Consider the following 20,582-nt stretch of genomic DNA (forward strand, 5'->3'; position numbering starts at 1 on the left):
CGTGGTCGGTACGGCTGCGCTCACCGCCGTGCGCGGCGGCGGCTCCTTCGTGGCCGTCCTCGACGGCGCGGTCCCCCGCCCGCTGCGCGGCACCAGGGTGTCCAACGTCTAGGTCCGCGCCGACGGCGCACGGCTCGCCGAGCTCGCCGGACTGGCGGGTGAGGGACGGCTGAGCCTCAGGGTCGCCGACACCCTCCCCCTCGACGACGCCGCGAAGGCCCACGAACGGCTCAGCCGGGGCGGCCTCAGGGGGCGTCTCGTCCTGCTCCCCTGACGCATGTCAATCTTGGACGATGCTGACACTGGCCCACGTGAGCGACATCCACATCGATGACTCCCCCCGCAGCATCGAACGGACCCGAGCCGTCATGCGTCACCTGGACGGTCTGCCCGGTCCGCTCGACGCCGTCATCGTGACCGGGGACATCGCCGACCACGGCACGGTGGAGGAGTACGAGATCGCCAGACAGGCGCTCACCTCACGCCACCCGACCGTGATCTGCCCCGGCAACCACGACTCCCGGGCCGCCTTCCGCAAGGTCCTCCTCGACCAGGACGGCGACGACCCCGTCAACCAGGTCCTGCGGCTCGACGGCCTCGTCGTCGCCCTGTGCGACTCCAGCGTTCCCGGACGGCACGACGGCCTGCTGACGGAGGAGACCCTCGCCTGGCTCGACGGGGTGCTCGCCGAGTCGCCCGACGTCCCGGCCCTCGTGGGCATGCACCACCCGGCCGTCCCGCTGGGCATCCCGTACGTGGACGACATCCGGCTGCGCGAACCCGAGCGGCTCGAAGCCGTCCTGAGCCGTCACCCCCAGGTGGTCGCCGTCCTGGCCGGGCACGCCCACACCCCCGCGAGCACCTGGTTCGCCGGTCGTCCCCTGCTGGTCGCCCCCGGTGTGATCAACACCCTGCTCCTGCCCACGGAGACCGCGGAACGCCGCTCGTTCGACCTCTCCCTGCCGCCGCAGATCGCCCTGCACGTCCTGGACGGCGACCGCCTCACCACCCATGTCCGGCCGATCCTGTAGGGCTCAGGGGTAGATCTTCTTGTGCTCGGCGAGCATCGTGACGTACCGCTCGATGCGGCGTGCCCTGGTCTCCGGTTTCTTGGCGTCCTGGACACGGTAAAGGACCGCGTAGCGGTTACGGCTGTCCAGCGTCGCGAAGAACTCCCGCGCGGCGGGGTTGCCGGCCAGGGCGAGCTCCAGGTCCTCGGGGACGGTCGCGGTCCGCGACCCTTCGTAGGCCGCCTCCCAGCGGCCGTCCTCCTTCGCGCGCTCGACCTCCAGCAGGCCCGCGGGCTGCATCCTGCCCTGTTCGAGCAGTGCGGCGACCTTGTCGCGGTTGACCTTCGACCACCTGCTCCGCGGCCTGCGCGGGGTGAACCGCTGCAACCAGTACGTGGTGTCGAAGCCCTTCTTCTGCCCGTCGATCCAGCCGTAGCACAGCGCCACGTCGAGTGCCTGGGGGTAGTCCAGCGACTCGACCCCCGGCACCTTCCTGGCGACCCTGAGCCAGAGCCCTGACGAGGAGGCGTGGTTGGCGGCCAGCCATTCCTCGAACGCCTCAGCCGAAGGGAAGAAGAGACTCTCCGGATCATCACTCATCGCGCCAGTCAACCACGTGGGAGCCGCCTCCGAAACCACCGCAAACCGGGTACGACAGGGCCGTGGGACGGCCCCCGGCGAGGGGCACGTACCGGCCCGGGAACGGCCCTGCCCCTCCCGTCCACAACGGACCGGGCGTCTCAGTGCGCCATGTCGACGAAACGGCTGTAATGCCCCTGGAAGGCCACGGTGACCGTGGCGGTCGGACCGTTACGGTGCTTGGCCACGATCAGGTCGGCCTCACCCGCCCGGGGAGACTCCCGCTCGTAGGCGTCCTCCCGGTGCAGAAGGATGACCATGTCCGCATCTTGCTCGATGGAGTTGTGGACGCTGATGCCGTTCGCCACAAAGTTGTGGGTACCGAGGACCGTGGCGTCGTAGACAGGTTCCTCCCCCTGGCTTTCGATCGACAGCACTTCGTCCCAGAAGACGTCGTTGGTCGCGAGCATCTCAAGTTCGGCGTCGTCCAGGATCACGGCGACCCTGCCCAGACGCTCCCGACTGGGAGCGCCCTTCCACAGGGCGCTACCGCAGAACTGCGTGCCGAGCTCGGAGGAGAACTCCCGATGGGTCATCCGCTTGTCCGCCAGCACGTCCTTGACACGATCCCAGACCTCACGAGGAATCGTGTCGAGGTTCGTGTTACCCGTGACCTCACGCAATGCCGCGACGCAGCGCGCGGCCTGTTCGGCCCGTTCACCGTGGACGCCGATGTCGTCGAGGAAGCGGAGCTGGTTCTCCGCACCGTAGACGTGCAACTGGTAGCCCGGACGGTGGTTTCCCTTGCGGACCTGCTTGATCCGTGTCATCACGTTGAAACGCAGCAGGAGCCTGGCGACGTCGTCCACCAGACGCCGGCTCGTCGATGCGTAGTAGACACGTGCCTGGCCGTTCTTCTCGTCCCACCAGACACAGCCGTCGGTCGCCCACAGATGCCTGAGGAAGAGGGCGGTCTGAGACCGGGCCAGTGAGAAGACCTCGTCGGGAACATACTTCTCGTGGCTGCGCAGTCCGAAGAGGCCGAGCGTGTCCAGCCAGGCGGCGATCGGGTTGCGCTTGCCGTGGGTCAGCCGATAGGGGGCGGGCAACCGCAGGGTGGTCACCCTGGCCGCCTCGTAGTCATCCCGAACCGCCGTAACACCGAAGTGCGTGGCCGCCTCGGTCACGGCCGTCAGACACGCCTCGTCTTTGCTGGCGTAGCGAATCGGCTGAGACCTGACGAACGACCCGTCGCCGATCATGTGAGCCAGGAGCACGACCCTCTCCTGCGGCCACTCTTTGAGCTGCCGGGGAGCGGGCACATGCCGGGGTACGGCCAGCCGTGTCCCCTCGCCGAGCCGGTCCAGCGGGAGCCAGCCATCATAGGTCATGAAGGGGTGGTTGGCCGTAGCCCTGATCTCACGCCCCGACTTCATGCGGAGCAGGAAAACCTCCTTCACCCCGCTGGGAAACACGTGGGTCATCGTGCGCGGCACGAGGCGGAGTCGTTCGTCCAGCGACCAGACGGGAATGTCTCGCTCGTCGCGTTCCAGCAGTTCGCCGAGGGAGACCTCGGCTCCGGTGTCGGCACGGAGAACCCTGGTGTCCGCGGTCAGGCATCCGGATTCGCGAAGGTCGCTGACCATGGGGCGTTTGTCGGTTCTCTGTTCCGGACCACGGTTCAGCTGGGAGATCGCGATGACCGGGACCTCAAGCTCCTTGGCGAGGAGCTTGATCGATCGGGAGATCTCCGAGACCTCGTTCTGACGGCTCTCCGTCTTCTTCGGCGAGGACATCAGCTGCAGGTAGTCGATGATGACGAAGCGCAGGTCGTTGCGCTGTTTGAGGCGGCGGCACTTGGCCCGGATCTCCATCATCGACATGTTGGGCGAGTCGTCGATGAACAGCGGCGCCTCGGCCACCTCGCCCATCCGCCTGGCCAGTTTGGCCCAGTCGTCGTCGGTCATCGTGCCCGAGCGCATCGACTGCAGCGACACCTTGGCCTCTGCGGACAGCAGACGCATCGTGATCTCGTTGCGCGACATCTCCAGCGAGAACACGACGGTGGTCATGCCGTGCCTGATCGCGGCGGACCTGGCGAAGTCCAGCCCGAGCGTACTGTTGTGGGTGGGCACGCAGGCCCTTCCCGCGAGGTAGGTGTGGTCGGCGTTGTCCACCTCGACGCACCTGACCGGCACCGAGGGCACCGCCCTGACGTCCACGACGTGCCGCACCGGCTCGGTGGCGAGGTCGATCACGTGGTCGATCACGGACCCGCTCATGGTCGCCCGGTGGCCGAGGCTCAGGGCCAGTTCGAGGACGTCCTCGGCGAGCGGTCCCTCCGTCGCGGGGATCCGGACCCGCTCATCGCCGCCCGCCAGGACCTTGAGCAGCTCGCGGCGCTGCTCCAGGGATGCCCGCAGGTAGGCAGGGGGGATACGCCCGCCCCCGAGTTCGTACGGCGGCACCGGCAGGTCGCGCTCGGGAAGGTCGAACGGCGCCGCGACCGCGACCGCGTGGGCGGGCCCGCCGTCCTCGGCGCGGAGCGTGCGGGCGATCTCCTCGGTCGTCACCACGGCGTGGACCGTCCGCCACTGGTGCAGGGCGTCGGCGACGATCACCGTGCCGTCGTCGAACTCGACCTCGTAGCAGGGTCGTCCGTGCAGCACGTCGGTCACGGCGACGACCCGGGTCGGCCTGCCGTCCGCGCCGATGAGGTGGTCGCCCCGGCCGACCTCGCCCATGGTGGTCCAGCCGTCCGGCGTCGGCAGGGGGGTGTCGAGGGCGAGCGCCTTGCCGATGGCGGGCCGGGCGGCCACGACGATCATCTGGCCGGGGTGGAGGCCGTTGGTGAGGCCGTCGAGGTCCTGGAAGCCGGTGGGGACGCCGACCATCTGGCCGCTTCTGCCGCCGATGGCCTCAAGCTCGTCGAGGGCACCCGGCATGATCTCGGCGAGGGGGACGTAGTCCTCGGAGGTGCGGCGTTCGGTGACCTTGTAGATCTCGGCCTGGGCGCGGTCGACGAGGTCGTCGACCTCCTCGTCCTGCCCGCCGTACCCGAAGGAGACGATGCGGGTGCCCGCCTCGATGAGGCGTCTGAGGATGGCCTGTTCGCGGACGATGCGCGCGTAGTAGCCCGCGTTGGCGGCGGTCGGCACGACGGAGGTCAGCGTGTGGAGGTAGGCGGCGCCGCCGACGCGGGCGACCTCGCCGCGTTTCTGCAGCTCACCGAAGATGGTGACGGCGTCGGCCGGGTCGCCCCTGCCGTACAGGTCGGTGATGATGTCGTAGATGAGCTGGTGGGCGGGGCGGTAGAAGTCGTCGGACTTGAGGATCTCGACGACGTCGGCGATGGCGTCCTTGGACAGGAGCATGCCGCCGAGGACGGACTGTTCGGCCTCGATGTTGTTCGGCGGGGTGCGCTCGAATCCAGGCTCGAAGACAGGTGGCTCCGCGATGCTCACCTCGCACCCCCTCATTCGAACATGGTTTCGCCATCTTAAGGTTTAGCCGACCGGTCTGACAGTCTCGCGTCCCCCGGACGACGTGGCAACGCAGCCTGTCGACAGGGGTGTGGATAAGGTGTGCAGTTCTCGGCCAGACATGTGGGCAGCCTGGGGAAAGTCCTGTGGATAACCAGTGGGGTTTGTCCACAAGGCCTTGCTGAGCTGGGAAAACTTAATCCACTGCCTGTGGAGAAAAGAAAGTTGCGGCGACACGCCGTGAGCCTCCCCGGCTGTCCCGTTGGTCCCGCCGACGGCCTCCTCGGCGGTAAGAGACACAATGCAGCTATGCCGCTTACCTCCCGGACGGGCCGCGACCATGACAGGCAGATCCTGCGTCTGGCGGTCCCCGCCTTCGGAGCGTTGGTGGCCGAACCCCTGTTCCTGCTGACCGACACCGTCATCGTCGGCCACCTGCCCGCGCCCGCGCTCGGCGCCGTCGGCGTGGCGAGCACGGTGCTCGGCGCGCTGGTCTCCTTGTGCGTCTTCCTCGCCTACGGCACGACGGCCGCGGTGGCCCGTCAGGTCGGCGCGGGCAACACCGCGCGGGCCGTACGGCACGGCGGCGACGGCCTCTGGCTGGCCGCGGCCGCCGGGCTGGCGATCATCGCCGTTGTCTGGCCGCTCGCGCCCTCACTGGTCTCCCTGGTCGGCGCGGAGGGGGAGATGGCCCTGCAGGCGGTGACCTACCTGCGGATCAGCCTGCTCGGCGTGCCCGCCATGCTGCTGGTGCTGGCCGGGACCGGCGTACTGCGGGGCATGCAGGACACCACGACCCCGCTGCTGGTCTCGGTCGGCTCCTTCGCGCTGAACGCGCTGCTCAACGTCCTGTTCGTCCTCGGCCTCGGCTGGGGTGTGGCGGGCTCCGCCTGGGGCACGGTGCTGGCCCAGTCGCTGGGCGCCGTCGTCTACCTGGCCCTCGTCTTCGGCCGGTACGGCGCTCCGATCCGCCCCGACCTGGCGGGCATCAGGTCGGCGGGAACGGCCGGGGTCGCCCTGATCATCCGTACGGCGTGCCTGCAGGTGGTGCTGGCCGTGGCGGCCACGCTGGCCACCCGCATGGGAGAGGGACAGATCGAGGCCCACACGATCGCCCTCAGGATCTGGACGCTGCTTGCCTTCGCCCTGGACGCCATCGCCATCGCCGGGCAGGCCATCACGGGCCACGCCCTGGGCGCCGGGGACGCCGAGGCGACACGGCAGGCGACCCGCAGGATGGTCGGGTGGGGGGTCGGCTCCGGCGTGGTGCTCGGGCTCCTGGTCCTCGCCGCCAGGCCGTTCGTGCCGGGTGTCTTCGACGCCGACCCCCAGGTCACGGAGCACCTGCTCGGCCCGCTGCTGGTCGTGGCGCTCCTGCAGCCGGTCGCCGGAGTGGTCTTCGTCCTGGACGGGGTGCTCATCGGCGCCGGTGACCAGCGCTACCTCGCCTGGGCGGGCCTGTGGACGACGCTGGCCTACCTGCCGGTCGCGCTGGCGGTCGTGCTGTCGGGAGGCGGTCTGGTCATGCTGTGGCTGGCGCTGGGGGTGTGGATGGGCGCCCGGTTCCTCGCCCTGGGGCTGCGGGCCAGAGGCGGGGCGTGGCTGGTGATCGGTGCGTGATCGGGAGGTGTCCGCCACGTAACCAGCAGACTCTTGTCCCACGGCGCCCCCTGCGGCACTGTGAGCAGTCCGGCAATACGGTTGTCCACCCTCCATGATTGGGACACGTCGTGCCCGAAGGTCACTCCTCGTCGATCGTCCGCCGCCTACCCCCCAGTGAAGCGACAAACCGATGGACCGGCGGCGCGCGCCATGGCCTGCCCAGGGCGTACGGCCCCATGGACCTCGTGGTCATGGGCGTCGGCGTCATGATCGGTGCGGGCATCTTCAGCCTCGCCGGACGCCAGGCGGCCACCATGGCGGGCCCCGGCGTCGTCCTCTCGTTCATGATCGCCGGTATCACCAGCCTGCTCGTCGCCTTCTGCTTCGCCGAGTTATCCTCGGCGCTGCCCACCTCGGGCAGCGCCTACACCTTCACCTACGTCATCTTCGGCGAGGTCTGGGCCTGGGCGGTCGGCTGGGCCCTGGTGCTCGAACTGCTGCTGGCCGGCGCGGGCGTCTCCCGCGTCTGGTCGCTGTACGCCGCCCAGCTGCTCACCGACCTCGGAGTGCGTTTCCCCGAACCCCTGGCCTCGTTCGTCGGCCGCTCCGAGGGGTTCGACCTGTTCACACTGTTCATCCTGGTGCTGATGACGGTCGTGATCACACTGGGCACCAGGATCGGCCTGCGGGCCCTGCGCGTCATCGTCGCCGCCAAGCTGCTGGCCATCGGCGCCGTCATCGTGGTCGGCGTCACCCACTTCGACCAGCGCAACCTGTCGGCCATCCCGGTTCCCCCTGCCCCCGCCGGGCCGTCCGTCGACGCCCTGCACTCACCGCTGCTCGGCCTGCTGTTCGGCCAGCCGGGCGCGTTCGGCTGGTTCGGCATCTTCGCCGCCTCGGCGGTCATCACCTTCGCCTACATCGGCTTCGACGTCGTGGCCACCGCCGCCGAGGAGGCCGAGGACGCCCCCCTGTCGGTGCCCAAGGGCATCATCCGCAGCCTGATCGTCACCACGGTCGTCTACATCGCGGTCGCGCTGGTGATGGTCGGCATGATCTCCTACGACAGGATCGACACCGAGGCGCCGCTCGCCAACGCCTTCCGCGCGGCGGGTGAGGGCTTCATGGTGCACGTCATCAACCTCGGCGCGGTCCTGGGCCTCACCACGGTCGTCCTGGTGCTGCTCGTCGGCCTGACCCGCGTCATGTTCTCCATGGCCAGGGACGGCCTTTTCCCCCGCTCACTGGCCAGGGTCGACCGGCGTTACCGCAGCCCGACCCGGGTGACGCTGCTCATCGGCGTCGTGGCGATCCTCATGGCCGAGTTCGTGCCGGTGCTCACGCTCGAACCGCTGGTCGTGATCGGCACCCTGTTCGTCTTCGTGGCCGTGGCCGCGGGAGTCCTCAGGATGCGGCGGACCATGCCCGACCTGCCCAGGGGCTTCCGCGTGCCGTTCTCCCCCTTCGTGCCGGTCGCCTCGATCGCCGCCTGCCTGTGGCTGCTGGTCAACCTCCAGATCGTCACCTGGCTGTACTTCGCCGCCTGGATGGCCGTCGGCCTGCTCGTCTACCTCCTGTACGGCAGGCACAACAGCGTGCTCGCCGGGAACGGGAGCGGCCCCGCCGGCTCCGGCCTGCGGGGACGGCACAGACGCTGAGGCTCAGATGCGGCGGGCGTCGAGCACACTGCGCAGGAACTGCCTGGTCCTCGGCTCCTTGGGGTCGGTGAAGAACTCCTCGGGAGACGCCTTCTCCAGCAGCACGCCGCCGTCGAGGAAGCAGACGGTGTCGGCGATCTCCCGGCAGAAACCCATCTCGTGGGTCGTCAGGATCATGGTCATCCCGCTCGCCTTGAGCTCCCTGACGACCTCAAGGACCTCCGCGACCAGCGCGGGATCGAGCGCGGAGGTCACCTCGTCGAGCAGCATCAGCAGCGGCTTGACGGCCAGCGCCCTGACGATGGCCACCCGCTGCTGCTGACCCCCGGAGAGCCTGTCGGGGTAGGCCCCCGCCTTGTCCGCCAGGCCGAACCTCTCCAGCAGCTCACGGGCCTGCTCCTCGGCCTGCCGTCTGCCGACGCCGTGCACCTTGCGGGGGGCGAGCGTGATGTTGTCGAGCACGGTCATGTGCGGGAAGAGGTTGAAGGCCTGGAAGACCACGCCCATGCGCTTGCGCACCGCGTCCGGGTCGGCGCGGACGTCGGTGATGTCCCTGCCGTCGAGGTGGATGGCGCCGTCGTCCACGGTGTCCAGCAGGCTCACGCAGCGCAGCAGCGTGGACTTGCCCGACCCCGAGGCGCCGACCAGGCAGACCACCTCGTGAGGCCGTACCTCAAGGTCGATGCCCCGCAGTACGGCGTGGCCGTGGTAGCTCTTCCACAGGCCCTCGACGGTCAGCAGATTCGTGTCCTTCACTGGCCCCTCCGCCGCTGGGACCTGGCCGCCAGATAGTCGGTGAGACGGGCGAGCGGAATGGTCAGCAGGATGAACAGCAACGCCCCGACCAGGTAGGGGGTGTAGTTGAACGTGCTCGCGGCGTGGATCTGGGCCTGGCGCAGCGCTTCGAGCGGACCGATCGTGGCGACGAGCGCGGTGTCCTTCTGCAGCGAGACGAAGTCGTTGAGCAGCGGCGGCACCACCCGCCGTACGGCCTGCGGCAGCACGACGTGCCGCATGGTGCCGCCGTGTCCCAGCCCGAGCGACCTGGCCGCGGCGATCTGACTGGGGTGGACGGAGTCGATGCCCGCCCTGAAGACCTCCGCGACGTAGGCGCCGTAGGACAGCGTGAGCGCGATGACGCCCAGCGTCGCCAGGTCCGTCGGCATGCCCTGCAGACCGAGGGCGGGCAGGCCGAAGCCGACGAGGTAGATGACCAGGATGGTCGGCACACCGCGGAAGACGTCGGTGTAGGCGACCGCGAGGGCGCGCAACGGGAAGAACACCGGCGACCTGAGGCCGCGGACCAGCGCGACCGCCAGGCCGACGAGCAGCACCAGCGGCTCGGCGATCAGGAAGATCTTGACGTTGAGCAGGAAGCCGCTCAGCACGTCGGGGAAGGCCCTGACGAACTGCTCGGGGTCGAAGAACGTCTCCCTGACCCGCACCCAGCCGGGCGAGGCGGTGACGCCCCAGACCAGCAGGACGACCACCAGGAGCGTCGAGACGGTCGCGATCGACCCCGAGCGGACCGAACGCCGCCTGAGCAGGCGTTCGCGCTCCACCTGCCGGGCGCTCTTCACCCAGCCCGAGGCGTCCGGCGAGGGTCGGACGGTCACTACTTCAGCTCCGGAGCGCCCGCCGCCGAGCCGAGCCACTCCTGCTCGATCTTGGCCAGTTCACCGGAGCCGGACAGCTTGCCGATCGCCTCGTTGACGCAGCGCACCAGCGGGCTGCCCTTCTCGAAGACCGCGCCGAAGACCTCGGGCGTGCCGGAGGCGGCGCCGAACTGGCCGACCAGCTTGGAGTTCTCGACCTGGGCCGCGGTCACGTAGAAGGCGGTCGGCAGGTCCACGACCACGGCGTCGACCTGCTTGTTCTTCAGCGCGTTCACCACGTCGATCTGCTCGTTGTAGACGTTCGGCTCGGCGGAGGGCTGGATGACGTCCTTGACCGCCTGCAGCGAGGTCGTCCCGACCTGCACACCGATCTTGGCGGTCTTCAGGGCCGCCAGGTCCGTGGCGGCGGCCGTCTTCGAACCGGCCAGCGCGACGACGGCCTGCTTGACCGTGTAGTAGCCGTCGCTGAAGTCGACGACCTTGGCCCGGTCGGGGGTGACGGAGACCTGGTTGAGGTCGAAGTCGAACTGCTTGGCGCCGGGGGCGAAGGCCGAGTCGAACTTCACCGTCGACCAGGCGACCTCACCGCTCTGGAAGCCGAGCTCCTTGGCGATCGCGTAGACGACGGCGCTCTCGAAGCCCTTGCCGTTGGACGGGTCGTCGTCCTTGAACCACGGCTCGTAGGCCGGCTTGTCGGTGCCGACGGTCAGCTTGCCCGGCGTCTTCAGGGCGAGCTGGTCCTTGGCGCAGGAGGTGGCGGGTGCGGACGCGTCGGCCTTGTCGGCGTCGGCGCCCGTGCCGGTCGTCGAATCCGACGCGGGCGCACAGGCGACCGCGGTGGCGGCGAGGGCGCCGAGTGCGAGCAGCATCGAGGGGCGAAGCATGGAGGACCTCCAGGGGAAACGACAACTCCCGAATTGTACGTATTGTCGGTAACGGTAAGTTAACCAGCCCCATCGGTCGGGAATAGCGCCTCCCAAACGGACAAGGGCCCCCTTCCAGCGGGAAGGGAGCCCTGTCACCGACGATCTCGTACGGTGTCGGCGTGGCCTCAGGCCGCGACGACCTCGACGTCGAGAGCTGCGGAGACCTCCGGGTGCAGCTTGACGCTGACCCGGTGGGAGCCGAGGCTCTTGATCGCGGAGGCGATCTCGATGCGACGGCGGTCGAGCACCGGGCCGCCGGCGGCCTTGACGGCCTCGGCGACGTCACTCGTGGTGATCGAACCGAAGAGACGGCCGGACTCGCCCGCCTTCGTCTTCAGCACCACCTTGAGGGACTTGAGCTGACCGGCGACCTCCTGGGCGGTGCCCAGGTCGCGGATCTCGCGGGCGTCGCGCGCCTTCTTGATCGAGGCGATCTGCTTCTCGCCACCGCGGGTCCACAGGATCGCAAAGCCACGGGGGAGCAGGTAGTTACGGCCGTAGCCGTTCTTGACCTCGACGATGTCGCCGGGGGCGCCGAGGCCGGTGACCTCACTGGTGAGAATGAGCTTCATCTGTCCGGACCTCCTTAGCGCGCGGTGCTCATGTACGGCAGGAGCGCCATCTCACGAGCGTTCTTGATAGCGGTCGCCACGTCACGCTGGTGCTGGGTGCAGTTGCCCGTCACCCGGCGGGCACGGATCTTGCCGCGGTCGGAGATGAACTTCCGAAGCAGCGCCGTGTCCTTGTAGTCGACGTAGGAGATCTTGTCGTGGCAGAACAGGCAAACCTTCTTCTTAGGCTTGCGCAGTGCCGGCTTGGCCATCGTGGTGCTCCTTTCAGAGCCCCGCCGTGCGGCGGGAATGGTCGCTGCGGATATGGACTGGTTTTCTCAATGCGGTCCCGGCCGTCCCGGAGGACGGCCGTGGATGGACCTAGAAGGGCGGTTCGTCGCTGAAGTCGCCGCCACCGAAGTTGTTGCCGCCGCCGTAGTTGCCGCCCGACGGCTGACCGCCGCCGAAGCCGCCACCCGACTGCTGGCCGCCGTAGTTGCCGCCGCCGCCGTAGTTGCCGCCCCCCTGGGGAGCGGGCGCGGCCGAGGCCCACGGGTCGTTGGCGGGACCGCCGCCGAAGCCACCGCCACCGCCCTGACGGGCGGTCTTGTTGACCTTGGCGGTCGCGTTCCTCAAGGACGGGCCGACCTCGTCGACCTCGACCTCGTAGACCGTGCGCTTCTCGCCTTCCTTGGTCTCATAGGACCGCTGGCGCAGCCGTCCCTGAACGATGACCCGCATGCCGCGCTGCAGGCTCTCGGCGACGTTCTCCGCCGCCTGCCGCCACACGTTGCAGGTCAGGAACAGGCCTTCGCCGTCCTTCCACTCGTTGGTCTGCTTGTCCAGGAACCTCGGAGTGGACGCGATGCGGAACCGGGCCACGGCTTGCCCCGTAGGGGTGAAACGCAGCTCGGGGTCGTCGACGAGGTTGCCGACGATGGTGATCGTGGTGTCGCCTGCTGCCATGGCTAGCGTTGCCCTTCCTGCGGCCTTTCGCGGTCTATCGGCTCAGAGTACGGCTGCCTCCCGACAAAAGTCGGGGTTAGTGCACGTCCGGACGCAGGACCTTGGTGCGGAGGATGCCCTCGTTGAGGTTCATCTGCCGGTCGAGCTCCTTGACCGTCGCGGGCTCGGCGGTCAGGTCGATGACGGCGTAGATGCCCTCGGGCTTCTTGGCGATGTCGTAGGAGAGCCTGCGACGACCCCACACGTCGACCTTCTCCACGGTGCCGCCGTCGTTGCGGACGACACTGAGGAACTGGTCGAGGGAAGGGGCCACGGTGCGCTCATCGAGCGAAGGGTCGAGGATGACCATCACTTCGTAACGACGCATGCTGGCTTCCAACCTCCTCTGGACTTTTGCGGTCACGACACCGTGTCGTGACAGGAGGACGCTGACGTCTTCACCGCGGACGCCCATTTCGGCGCCCATGGCGGAGGGTGGCGATGACACACCCATGCGACGTAGCCGTGCCAGCCTACCAGGCTGTCAATGGTTGGGCCGTCAGGACGCGGGCACTCCTCTAGCAGAGGAAAGGGGAGGTGGAACCATGCCCGACGCGCCTCGTCTATCTGGAAACCCGATCTCCCGAATACTGGACAACGACGGTCAGCGGCATCCCGTGCAGAACGTCCTGAGCGTCGTCACCATCGCCTGCGGTCTGATCGCCTTCGTCGCCGGGTTCTTCCCCGCCGCGCACGCGGTCGCCTGCTGGCTTGGCGTGGTGGGGTTCGTCGGCGGCCTCTACTCCCAGTACGTCTCGGCGACGACCCCGGAACGCGCCCTCAACATCGTGGGCATCGTGGCCTCCTTCGTAGGCGTCGCCTTCGGCATCTACCACGGCGGCTTCTACCCCTGAAGCCGCCCCTCCGCCCCAGACGTCCCTACCGGCGCCAAGTGTGAGGAGTGTCGGCTTGGGCGCGTCGGTGCTTGGACTGAGGAACGCAGGAGCGAAGCGACGCAGTGACGAGGGAAAGCGCCGACCCGAAGCGCCCAAGCCCGCGACGCCGCAGGCGGCGCAAAGCTACAGAGCTTTTCTCAGCAGGGCGATGTCCTCCGCCTGGCCGTCTCCGGGGGTTTCGACCACGATGGGGGCGTTGGCCTTCCGGCAGGCGGCGAGAATGAGGTCGGTGTCGATCTGGCCCGCGCCGAGGTTGGCGTGCCGGTCCGCGCCCGAGCCCGCGGCGTCGCGGGAGTCGTTGCAGTGGACCAGGTCGATCCGGCCGGTGATGGCCATGATCTGCTCGACCGCCTGCTCCAGGTCGATGCCTCCGGCCCAGGCATGGCAGGTGTCCAGGCAGAATCCGACGTCGAAGCCGTCGAGGGCCTCCCACAGCCGGGCGATGCTCTCCAGTTTCCGCGCCATGGCGTTGCCGCCGCCCGCGGTGTTCTCGATGAGCACCGGGACCTCGTGCTCCTCAAGGCGTTCGAACACCTTGCGCCAGTTGTCGAAGCCCTTCTGGGGGTCGTCGCCCGCGTTGACGTGGCCACCGTGCACGATGAGGCCCCTGGCGCCGACCTCGGCCGCCGCCGCCAGATGGGAGCTGAGCAGCTTCCTGCTGGGGATGCGGATCCGGTTGTTCGAGGTGGCCACGTTGATGACGTAGGGGGCGTGGACGTAGGCGGCGACGTCGGAGTCCTTGATGTCCCGTGTCTTGTCCCCGATGACGGGGGCCTTCCAGCCCTGCGGGTCTCCGAGGAAGAACTGCGCCACCTCCGCGCCGCGCGCCCTGGCGTGGGTCAGGGGATCGTCCTGGTCGACATGAGCTCCGATTAGCGGCATGTGTTCGAGCGTAGCCGTTTCGGCAAGCCGTACGGGGGCTCCGTCCACGACAAGGGATGGTAATCCCCAGCCTGTGGATAACTTTTCTGGATTACTTTTCGCCGGAAGTGGGTAGGGATGATTACCCCGCCCTGACACTCTCCAGATAGGTCAGCGCGTTGAGCAGCATCAGGGGGGTCGTCAGCAGCGCGTAGACGACGAGCACCCACCAGCGTCCCCGGGCGCCGGCCCTGGCCACGAGCACGAAGACGGGCCACCACAGCAGTACGGCGCGCGGAATCGCCAGGTAGGAGGCCGAACAGATCAGAACTCCCGCCTGGAGCCCCACGTAGACGAGTTCGCTCCAGCGCCGCAGGAACAGCAACAGCAGCACCAGCCCAACCGCGAAGACCGCCCCGGCGAGTTCCATCTGGAACAGCAACGCGGAGCGTTCCTCGGCGAGGGCGGAGCGCCAGATCGAGGCCAGCGACTCCCAGGGCCACACGAACCACCGACCCCAGCCCGCCTCCTGCGCCTGCCCCCAGGTCAGCCAGTCTCCGCCGTTGAGCCGCTGCCAGCCGGAGCGCAGCAGCAACGGCGCGAACGGCAGCGCCAGCCATCCCGCCCGCCGTACCGGGGTGCCGGAGCCGAAGAACTCGACGATCAGGGCGAGGGCGAGGAACAGCCCGGTGATCCGTACGCATGACGCGCCCGCGGCCAGGGCGGCGGCCAGTGGCCAGCGGCCCCGGCGCGCGGCCAGCCAGGCGGGGATCGCCAGGGCCAGGAACAACGACTCGTCGTAGCCCGCCACCAGGAACACCGACGTCGGCCAGAGCAGCAGCGCCACGGCCGCCCGCCGGCCACCGGGGCGCCGCCCCTCAGGCTCGGCCGTCTCGGTGTCTGCCAGCTTGGCCAGCGCCACCACGGCCACCGCGCAGGCCGCCACCGAGACGAGCGCCCCCGTCAGCGACCAGTCGGTCGTGAACAGGGGCGCGGCGAACAGGGTCAACGGTTGTGTCTCAGGAGAGGGCGAACCTGAACTTGTCGGGGGCTCCGTCGAAGACCCCGCCCGACCGGTCGTCGATCCCGTCCTGCCTGAGCACGTCCTTGTCCGGCCTGAGGATGTCGCGCACCACGAAGCCCATCATGATCAGGATGGTGATCACCCGGCCCCACACGGCGGTGAAGTAGGTGTCGTCGGTGATGCCGAGGGCCGCGCTCTCCGGCCTCTGGGTCAGGAGGTAGAGCCAGATCGCGAAGAAGTACCAGCACTCGGCGATCTGCCACAGGGCGATCGGCTTCCAGTTCGGCCTGGCCAGGACGGCGAAGGGGATCAGCCACAGGACGTACTGCGGCGACCACACCTTGTTGGTGATCATGAAGGCGGCCAGAGTGAGGAAGCACAGCTGCATCAGCCGGGGCCGCGTCTTGGCCGTCACCGCGAGCACGGCGATCGCCAGGCAGCAGGCGCCGAGCGAGACGATGCCCAGCATGTCGAGCCGTGCCGGATCGCCCAGGAACGGCCACTGCTTGTTGCCGAAGAAGTACCAGATGGATCCCCAGTCGGCGCGCCGCTCCTGGCTGAAGACGTAGAACTTTCTCCAGCCGGGGAAGGCGGCAAGCATGACCGGGACGTTGACCACGAGCCAGGAGGCCGCGACGCCGCCGACGGTCTGCAGGAACGGCTTCCACTTCCCGGTGCGCACCGTCAGCAGGAACAGCGGGCCGAGGAACATCACCGGGTAGAACTTCGTGGCGATGGCCAGCCCGAGCATGACGCCCGCGAGCCACTGCCGCTGCTTCGACCAGGCGAACATCGCGGCCAGGGCGAGGGCGCCGGCCGCCAGGTCCCAGTTGATGTAGGCGGTGAGGATCAGCGAGGGGGCCAGGGCGTACCAGAGCGCGTCCCAGCGCCGGGTGGGACCGGCGAGCGCGGCCATGAGCACCACGCCGACGATCAGGCACAGGGCCATGAGGATCACGGTCAGGTCGTAGAAGGCGACCGCGGGATCAGCCATGGAGGAGGCGATCCTACGGAAGATCTCCATGATCCCGCCGATGCCGACGGGGTACTCGACCGGATAGTCGAAGTAGGGGATCTTGCCCTCGCTGAGCTTCTCGTTCCACCACAGCGGATAGATGTCGGTGTAACAGAAGTTCGTGAACTGCAGGGTTCCGTCGTTCCAGGCCCCGCCGAACCGGCAGGGCCACTTCCACAGGAAGGAGAGCACCGCCCCCAGGGCCCCGAAGAGGGCCAGGGGGATGTAGGGGGTGACTCGCGCGCCTAAGGAGGGCAGCGCGACAGGCATTGTCTGGGCGCTCTTCATCAATGGTGTTGTCCTGTCGGTTTTGGATCAGGTACGGCCGCACCCGGCGCGGCTCCCGAGTCGAGCCCGATGCCGTCGCCGGTTCCGTCTCCCGTGCCGTCGCCTATCCCGTCGCCGGTGCCGTCGCCGGTGCCGTCGCCGGTGCCGTCAGGGTCTTCGCGCTGACCGGTCCCGGTGCCGTTGTCGTCCAGCGACGAGTCGCAGGAGATGTCCCCGGGCTGACACTGGTCACCGCCCTGGTCGCCGTTCCCGTCACCGTCGTAGTCGCCGTAACCACCGTCGTCGGGGTTGTAGGTCTCGGTCGGCGTGGGGCTGGGGGTCGGCTTCGGCGTCGCCAGGTTGTTCAGGGTGCCGCTGTCCGCCTTCGGGGGGAACTGCTCGACCTTGTCCTTGGCGGTGATCAGGGCCATGTAGTCGTGCCAGATCTGGGTGGGAGTGCCGCCACCGCCGATGAAGGAGGGCATGGGCTCCTCCTCCCAGTACACGACCTTGAGCTTGCGGTTCGGCAGGCCGTACTTGTCGACCTTGAGCTTGTGCCTTCCCGCCTGTCCCTGCGGCTTGCTGTAGGGCACGTCCTTGGACATGCCGACCGCGGTGACGATCTGCGGGGTGAAGCCGACGAACCAGGCGTCCTTGTTCTCGTTGTTCGTGCCGGTCTTTCCGGCCACCGGGCGCACGCCCAGGTTGGCGGCGGTTCCAGTGCCCTGCTTGACGACGGCCTGGAGCGCGAAGGTCGCGTCGGCCGCCGCCTCGGGGCTGATGACCTGCCGCTCGATGTTCTCCTCCGCGAGCACGAGCCCCGCCTTGTTGGTCACCTTGATGATGGTGTGCCAGTCGACGTGCTTGCCGGCGTTGGCGAAGATCGAATAACCGGCGGCCTGCTCGACCGCGGTGACGGAGGAGACACCGATGGTGGTCTGGTACTTCTGGTTCTCGACCGCCCAGTCGACCGCGTTCTTCCCCCCGTAGAGAGGGTAGTTCTTGACCCGCTCGCCGACTCCGGCGTCCTTGGCGATCCTGGCCACCTCGTCGAGGCCGACGGTCTCTCCCATCTGGGCGAAGACGGTGTTCACCGAGTCGGCCATGGCCTTGACCGTGGTGATCGGCCCGTACGGCGCGACGTGCGAGTTCCTGATGGGGGTCGTGCCGGGCATCTTGATCGAGGAGACGCCGTCGATGTAGCTCTCCAGCGCGTAACCCTTCTCCAGCCACGCCGCCAGCACGTAGGGCTTGAACGCGGAGGCCGCCTGCTTGGCCGAGTCGAAGGCGCGGTTATTGAAGTCCTTGGTGAAGTCGTCCCCGCTGTAGAAGGCGACCACCCGGCCGGTCTTCGGGTCCACCGACGCGACGCTGGCGTGGATGGTGGACTCCAGGTTGGCGGTGCGGGCCTTGACCACCTTCTGCGCGTCCTTCATCTTCTGCTCGTCGAAGGTGGTGTAGACGTGGTAGCCCCCGGTGTCCAGCTGCTCCTTGCTGATGCCGCGCCGTGCGAGCTCCCGGTACACGATGTCGAGCATGTAGCCCCGGAGGCCCTTGTTGATCTCAGTCGTCTTGATCTTCTTGAACTTGAGGCTCTCGAACGGGAAGGTGGCGTACTTGTCGTACTTGCCGGGGTTCAGCTTCACCATGTTGTTGAGCACGTACTGGTAGCGCTCTTTGGTGGCGGCGTACTTGCCGTTGGCCTCAAGTCTGTCGAAGTTGCCGGGGTTCTGGATGCGGCCCGCGAGGTAGGCGGCCTCCGGCGGGGTGAGCTGCTGCACGTTCTTGCCGAAGAACTCCTTCGACGCCGCCTGGATGCCGTTGGCGCCGCGACCGAAGTAGATGATGTTCAGGTAGCGGGTGAGGATCTCGTCCTTCGGCAGGGTCTTGCTGATCTTGATCGCGACGAAGATCTCCTTGATCTTCCGCTGGATCGAGACCTCCTTGCTGAGCCCGTCGTAGTAGCTACGGGCCATCTGCTGGGTGATCGTCGAGGCTCCCTGAACCTGGGCGCCGCTGACCGTGCTCCACAGCGACCGGGCCATGCCCCTGAAGTCGATGCCGCTGTCTTCCCTGAAGGAGTGGTTCTCCGCCGCTATGGCCGCGTCCTGCATCCATAGGGGGATTTCCTTGATCGTCACCGGCGTGCGCTTGACGCCCAGACGCGCGAGGACCTTGCCGTCGGCGTAGTGGACGACGCTGCCCTGGTCGTCCACATCGTCCTGCGCGGTGGTGGGGACGGGGGTGTTGGCGTAGGCGACGGCGATCATGCCGAAGATGCCCGCGGCGAAGATGGTGAAGCCCGCGACCACGATCTTCCAGCTCGGCACGAAGCGCTTCCAGCCCGTGCGCCGCGGCTTGCGACCGTCCTCGTCGTCAGGGCCACCGGGGCCGCCGGGACCACCGCCTCCGCCGGGACCCATGGGGCCACCGCCGCCAGGACCGTCGAGCTGCTCGGCGCGGCCCTGTCCCTGGAAGTCGGCCCGCGCCGCGGAGCCGCGGCGCGCGCGCCTGCGTCCGCCGGGGGCCGCCGGGCCTCCTGAGGCGCCCGTGCTCATCTGCGTGGCCGGTCCCGCCGCCTGCATGGGCGAGCCGATCTGGGTGGCCTGGTCGTCCATGGCCGCCCGCGCGCCGGGTCCCGCCTGCGGGGCGGCCTGCGGCATGGGGGACTGGTGCACGGCCGTGTGGGCCGTGGGCGACGAGCCTCCGGCCTGGGCGGCCAGCATGGCCTGGGTGTCCTCGAAGGCGGCCTCCGCCCTGCGCCCACCGAGCGGGGGCGCTTCCTGCCCGCCCTGCCCAGGACCAGGGGCACCGTAAGGCGGCCGTCCCTGGAAGTTCGGCTGGGGGTAAACCTGGGTCGCCTGACCGGCGTCTCCGGTTTGGGGAAGCGGTGGCGGGGGAACCGCGGAGGAAGCGGCTCCCGTGCCTGAGCGACGGCGCCGTCCCTGGCGAGACGCGTCAGGGGCTTGAGAGCGCCCGTACGGCTCCGGGTCATGGCTGTTGCTGTAACTCACGCGTCCTCGTTCGGTCATCGGGGTCTACGACGGCGTGCAGGCGGGTGAGATTACCGCGTGAACGCGATCTTTCTCAGCGCCTTGGCTCACTGGTAGCCGCCCCTTTGGGGCGGATCTCCGTTCCCGAGGACGGGTGAGGCCGTCAGCTGGTTCCACGGACCACGATGGCAGACCACCCCCATCCGAGCGTGGAATTTCCCACATTGGGAAGTGGTCTTGGCCATGCCGGGGGGCAAGCCCGCTGCCGCTCGCTGTGACCACATAAGCGCCAGACTACGGCTTTTTACTGTTTGCGCCCAACCTCTTGGGAAAGTCGTTAATTGCAGAGATATGTTGGCCCGACGTATCCTCAGGATGTATCGGCTCGATACATCGACGCGAGAGGTGGTGGTTTCCCGTGGCCGGCGGACGTGGCGGCGTGCTAGAGCTCGCCGTGCTCGGGTCGCTGCACGAGACCCCGCTCCACGGTTATGAGCTGCGCAAACGGCTCAACTCTCTCCTCGGGATGTTTCGCGCGTTCTCCTACGGCTCGCTCTATCCCTGCCTTCGTCAGCTCCTGACCGACGGGCTCATCGTCGAGGACGACGACTCGGACGTGCCCACCGCCGAGAGCCCCATCACGCTCACCGGCAGACGCTCCAAGATCGTCTACAAGCTGACGACGGAGGGGAAGGAGCGCCTCCAGGAGCTGCTCACCCAGGCCGGCCCCTCCGCCTGGGAGGACGAGAGCTTCGGCGTCCACTTCGCCTTCTTCAGGCACACCGAGACAGAGGTGCGGCTGCGGATTCTCGAAGGCCGCCGCAGCAGGCTCGAAGAGCGGCTCGACGGTGTCCGTACGGCTCTGGCCAGGACCCGGGAGCGGCTGGACAGCTACACGCTAGAGCTCCAGCGTCACGGTCTGGAGTCGGTCGAACGCGAAGTGCGCTGGTTGAATGAGCTGATCGCCACGGAGCGACGGAGTTCCGCGTCCGAACAGGAGCGACGCTCCACACAGGAAGGGACCTCCCGGGCGCCCGCGCCCGGCACGGATAACAGGGGGCGGCACCCCGCCTCGGAAGACAATTGACCATTAAGAA

General features: G+C 68.3%; 18 protein-coding genes and 1 pseudogene. 6 read left to right on the forward strand and 13 right to left on the reverse strand.

Translation table 11 applies throughout. From position 1 onward, the window contains the following. Positions 1-133 precede the first annotated feature (133 nt). A pseudogene (locus ACFOYY_RS20425) lies at positions 134-274 on the forward strand (zinc-binding dehydrogenase); the annotation flags it as partial. 19 nt (positions 275-293) lie between these two features. Then, positions 294-1,031, forward strand: a complete 738-nt coding sequence (locus ACFOYY_RS20430) for a phosphodiesterase (protein WP_386190836.1) — start codon at positions 294-296, stop codon at positions 1,029-1,031. A gap of 3 nt (positions 1,032-1,034) precedes the next feature. Here ACFOYY_RS20430 and ACFOYY_RS20435 read toward each other — a convergent pair whose 3' ends face one another. Both ACFOYY_RS20435 and ACFOYY_RS20440 read right to left on the reverse strand, forming a co-directional pair. Beyond that, positions 1,035-1,610 carry a YdeI/OmpD-associated family protein gene (locus ACFOYY_RS20435; RefSeq protein WP_362917214.1) on the reverse strand — a complete coding sequence of 192 codons (576 nt, stop codon included), beginning with the start codon at positions 1,608-1,610 and terminating at the stop codon, positions 1,035-1,037. 140 nt (positions 1,611-1,750) lie between these two features. Beyond that, a complete protein-coding gene (locus ACFOYY_RS20440) occupies positions 1,751-5,053 on the reverse strand; it encodes a replicative DNA helicase (protein WP_386190839.1) in 3,303 nt (1,100 codons plus the stop codon). Between the two features lie 327 nt (positions 5,054-5,380). On the opposite strand from ACFOYY_RS20440, the gene ACFOYY_RS20445 reads away from it, so the two are divergent. After that, positions 5,381-6,691, forward strand: coding sequence for an MATE family efflux transporter (locus ACFOYY_RS20445; RefSeq protein WP_386190841.1), 1,311 nt, complete (start codon positions 5,381-5,383; stop codon positions 6,689-6,691). A gap of 218 nt (positions 6,692-6,909) precedes the next feature. After that, complete coding sequence (locus tag ACFOYY_RS20450; RefSeq protein WP_352013660.1) at positions 6,910-8,331, forward strand: APC family permease; 1,422 nt, start codon at positions 6,910-6,912, stop codon at positions 8,329-8,331. Between the two features lie 3 nt (positions 8,332-8,334). Here ACFOYY_RS20450 and ACFOYY_RS20455 read toward each other — a convergent pair whose 3' ends face one another. From ACFOYY_RS20455 to rpsF, 7 genes are all read right to left on the reverse strand, one after another. After that, entirely contained in the window at positions 8,335-9,087 is a 753-nt protein-coding gene (locus ACFOYY_RS20455) for an amino acid ABC transporter ATP-binding protein (RefSeq protein ID WP_386190845.1), read from the reverse strand. Next, the gene (locus ACFOYY_RS20460) at positions 9,084-9,947 is read right to left on the reverse strand and encodes an amino acid ABC transporter permease (RefSeq protein ID WP_386190848.1); all 864 of its coding nucleotides are present in this window, start codon (positions 9,945-9,947) and stop codon (positions 9,084-9,086) included. Before ACFOYY_RS20460 ends, ACFOYY_RS20455 begins: the two co-directional genes overlap by 4 nt. Further along, complete coding sequence (locus ACFOYY_RS20465; RefSeq protein ID WP_386190851.1) at positions 9,947-10,831, reverse strand: ABC transporter substrate-binding protein; 885 nt, start codon at positions 10,829-10,831, stop codon at positions 9,947-9,949. Before ACFOYY_RS20465 ends, ACFOYY_RS20460 begins: the two co-directional genes overlap by 1 nt. A gap of 167 nt (positions 10,832-10,998) precedes the next feature. After that, positions 10,999-11,445, reverse strand: coding sequence for a 50S ribosomal protein L9 (rplI, locus tag ACFOYY_RS20470; RefSeq protein ID WP_352013656.1), 447 nt, complete (start codon positions 11,443-11,445; stop codon positions 10,999-11,001). A gap of 14 nt (positions 11,446-11,459) precedes the next feature. Continuing rightward, positions 11,460-11,696 (reverse strand): 30S ribosomal protein S18, encoded by a 237-nt coding sequence (gene rpsR, locus ACFOYY_RS20475; RefSeq protein ID WP_012895699.1) that lies wholly within the window; start codon positions 11,694-11,696, stop codon positions 11,460-11,462. 109 nt (positions 11,697-11,805) lie between these two features. After that, positions 11,806-12,390, reverse strand: coding sequence for a single-stranded DNA-binding protein (locus ACFOYY_RS20480; RefSeq protein ID WP_352013655.1), 585 nt, complete (start codon positions 12,388-12,390; stop codon positions 11,806-11,808). 76 nt (positions 12,391-12,466) lie between these two features. Further along, the gene (gene rpsF, locus ACFOYY_RS20485) at positions 12,467-12,757 is read right to left on the reverse strand and encodes a 30S ribosomal protein S6 (protein WP_068928239.1); all 291 of its coding nucleotides are present in this window, start codon (positions 12,755-12,757) and stop codon (positions 12,467-12,469) included. Positions 12,758-12,974: 217 nt separating this feature from the next. Between rpsF and ACFOYY_RS20490 the strand changes: the two genes are divergently transcribed. After that, positions 12,975-13,283: a hypothetical protein gene (locus ACFOYY_RS20490; protein WP_362781993.1), complete on the forward strand. Its 309-nt coding sequence runs from the start codon at positions 12,975-12,977 to the stop codon at positions 13,281-13,283. Between the two features lie 165 nt (positions 13,284-13,448). Here the strand turns inward: ACFOYY_RS20490 and ACFOYY_RS20495 are convergent, their stop codons facing one another. From ACFOYY_RS20495 to ACFOYY_RS20510, 4 genes are all read right to left on the reverse strand, one after another. Beyond that, positions 13,449-14,207, reverse strand: coding sequence for a deoxyribonuclease IV (locus ACFOYY_RS20495; RefSeq protein WP_386190856.1), 759 nt, complete (start codon positions 14,205-14,207; stop codon positions 13,449-13,451). Between the two features lie 121 nt (positions 14,208-14,328). Beyond that, positions 14,329-15,195, reverse strand: coding sequence for a hypothetical protein (locus ACFOYY_RS20500; RefSeq protein WP_386190859.1), 867 nt, complete (start codon positions 15,193-15,195; stop codon positions 14,329-14,331). A gap of 10 nt (positions 15,196-15,205) precedes the next feature. Beyond that, a complete protein-coding gene (locus ACFOYY_RS20505; RefSeq protein WP_386190861.1) occupies positions 15,206-16,513 on the reverse strand; it encodes a glycosyltransferase family 87 protein in 1,308 nt (435 codons plus the stop codon). Then, a complete protein-coding gene (locus ACFOYY_RS20510; protein ID WP_386190864.1) occupies positions 16,513-19,218 on the reverse strand; it encodes a transglycosylase domain-containing protein in 2,706 nt (901 codons plus the stop codon). Before ACFOYY_RS20510 ends, ACFOYY_RS20505 begins: the two co-directional genes overlap by 1 nt. Before the next feature lie 685 nt (positions 19,219-19,903). Between ACFOYY_RS20510 and ACFOYY_RS20515 the strand changes: the two genes are divergently transcribed. After that, positions 19,904-20,572: a PadR family transcriptional regulator gene (locus ACFOYY_RS20515; RefSeq protein WP_352013649.1), complete on the forward strand. Its 669-nt coding sequence runs from the start codon at positions 19,904-19,906 to the stop codon at positions 20,570-20,572. Positions 20,573-20,582: the final 10 nt, after the last annotated feature.

This window comes from Streptosporangium jomthongense, from assembly GCF_042650425.1.
GTDB lineage: Bacteria > Actinomycetota > Actinomycetes > Streptosporangiales > Streptosporangiaceae > Streptosporangium.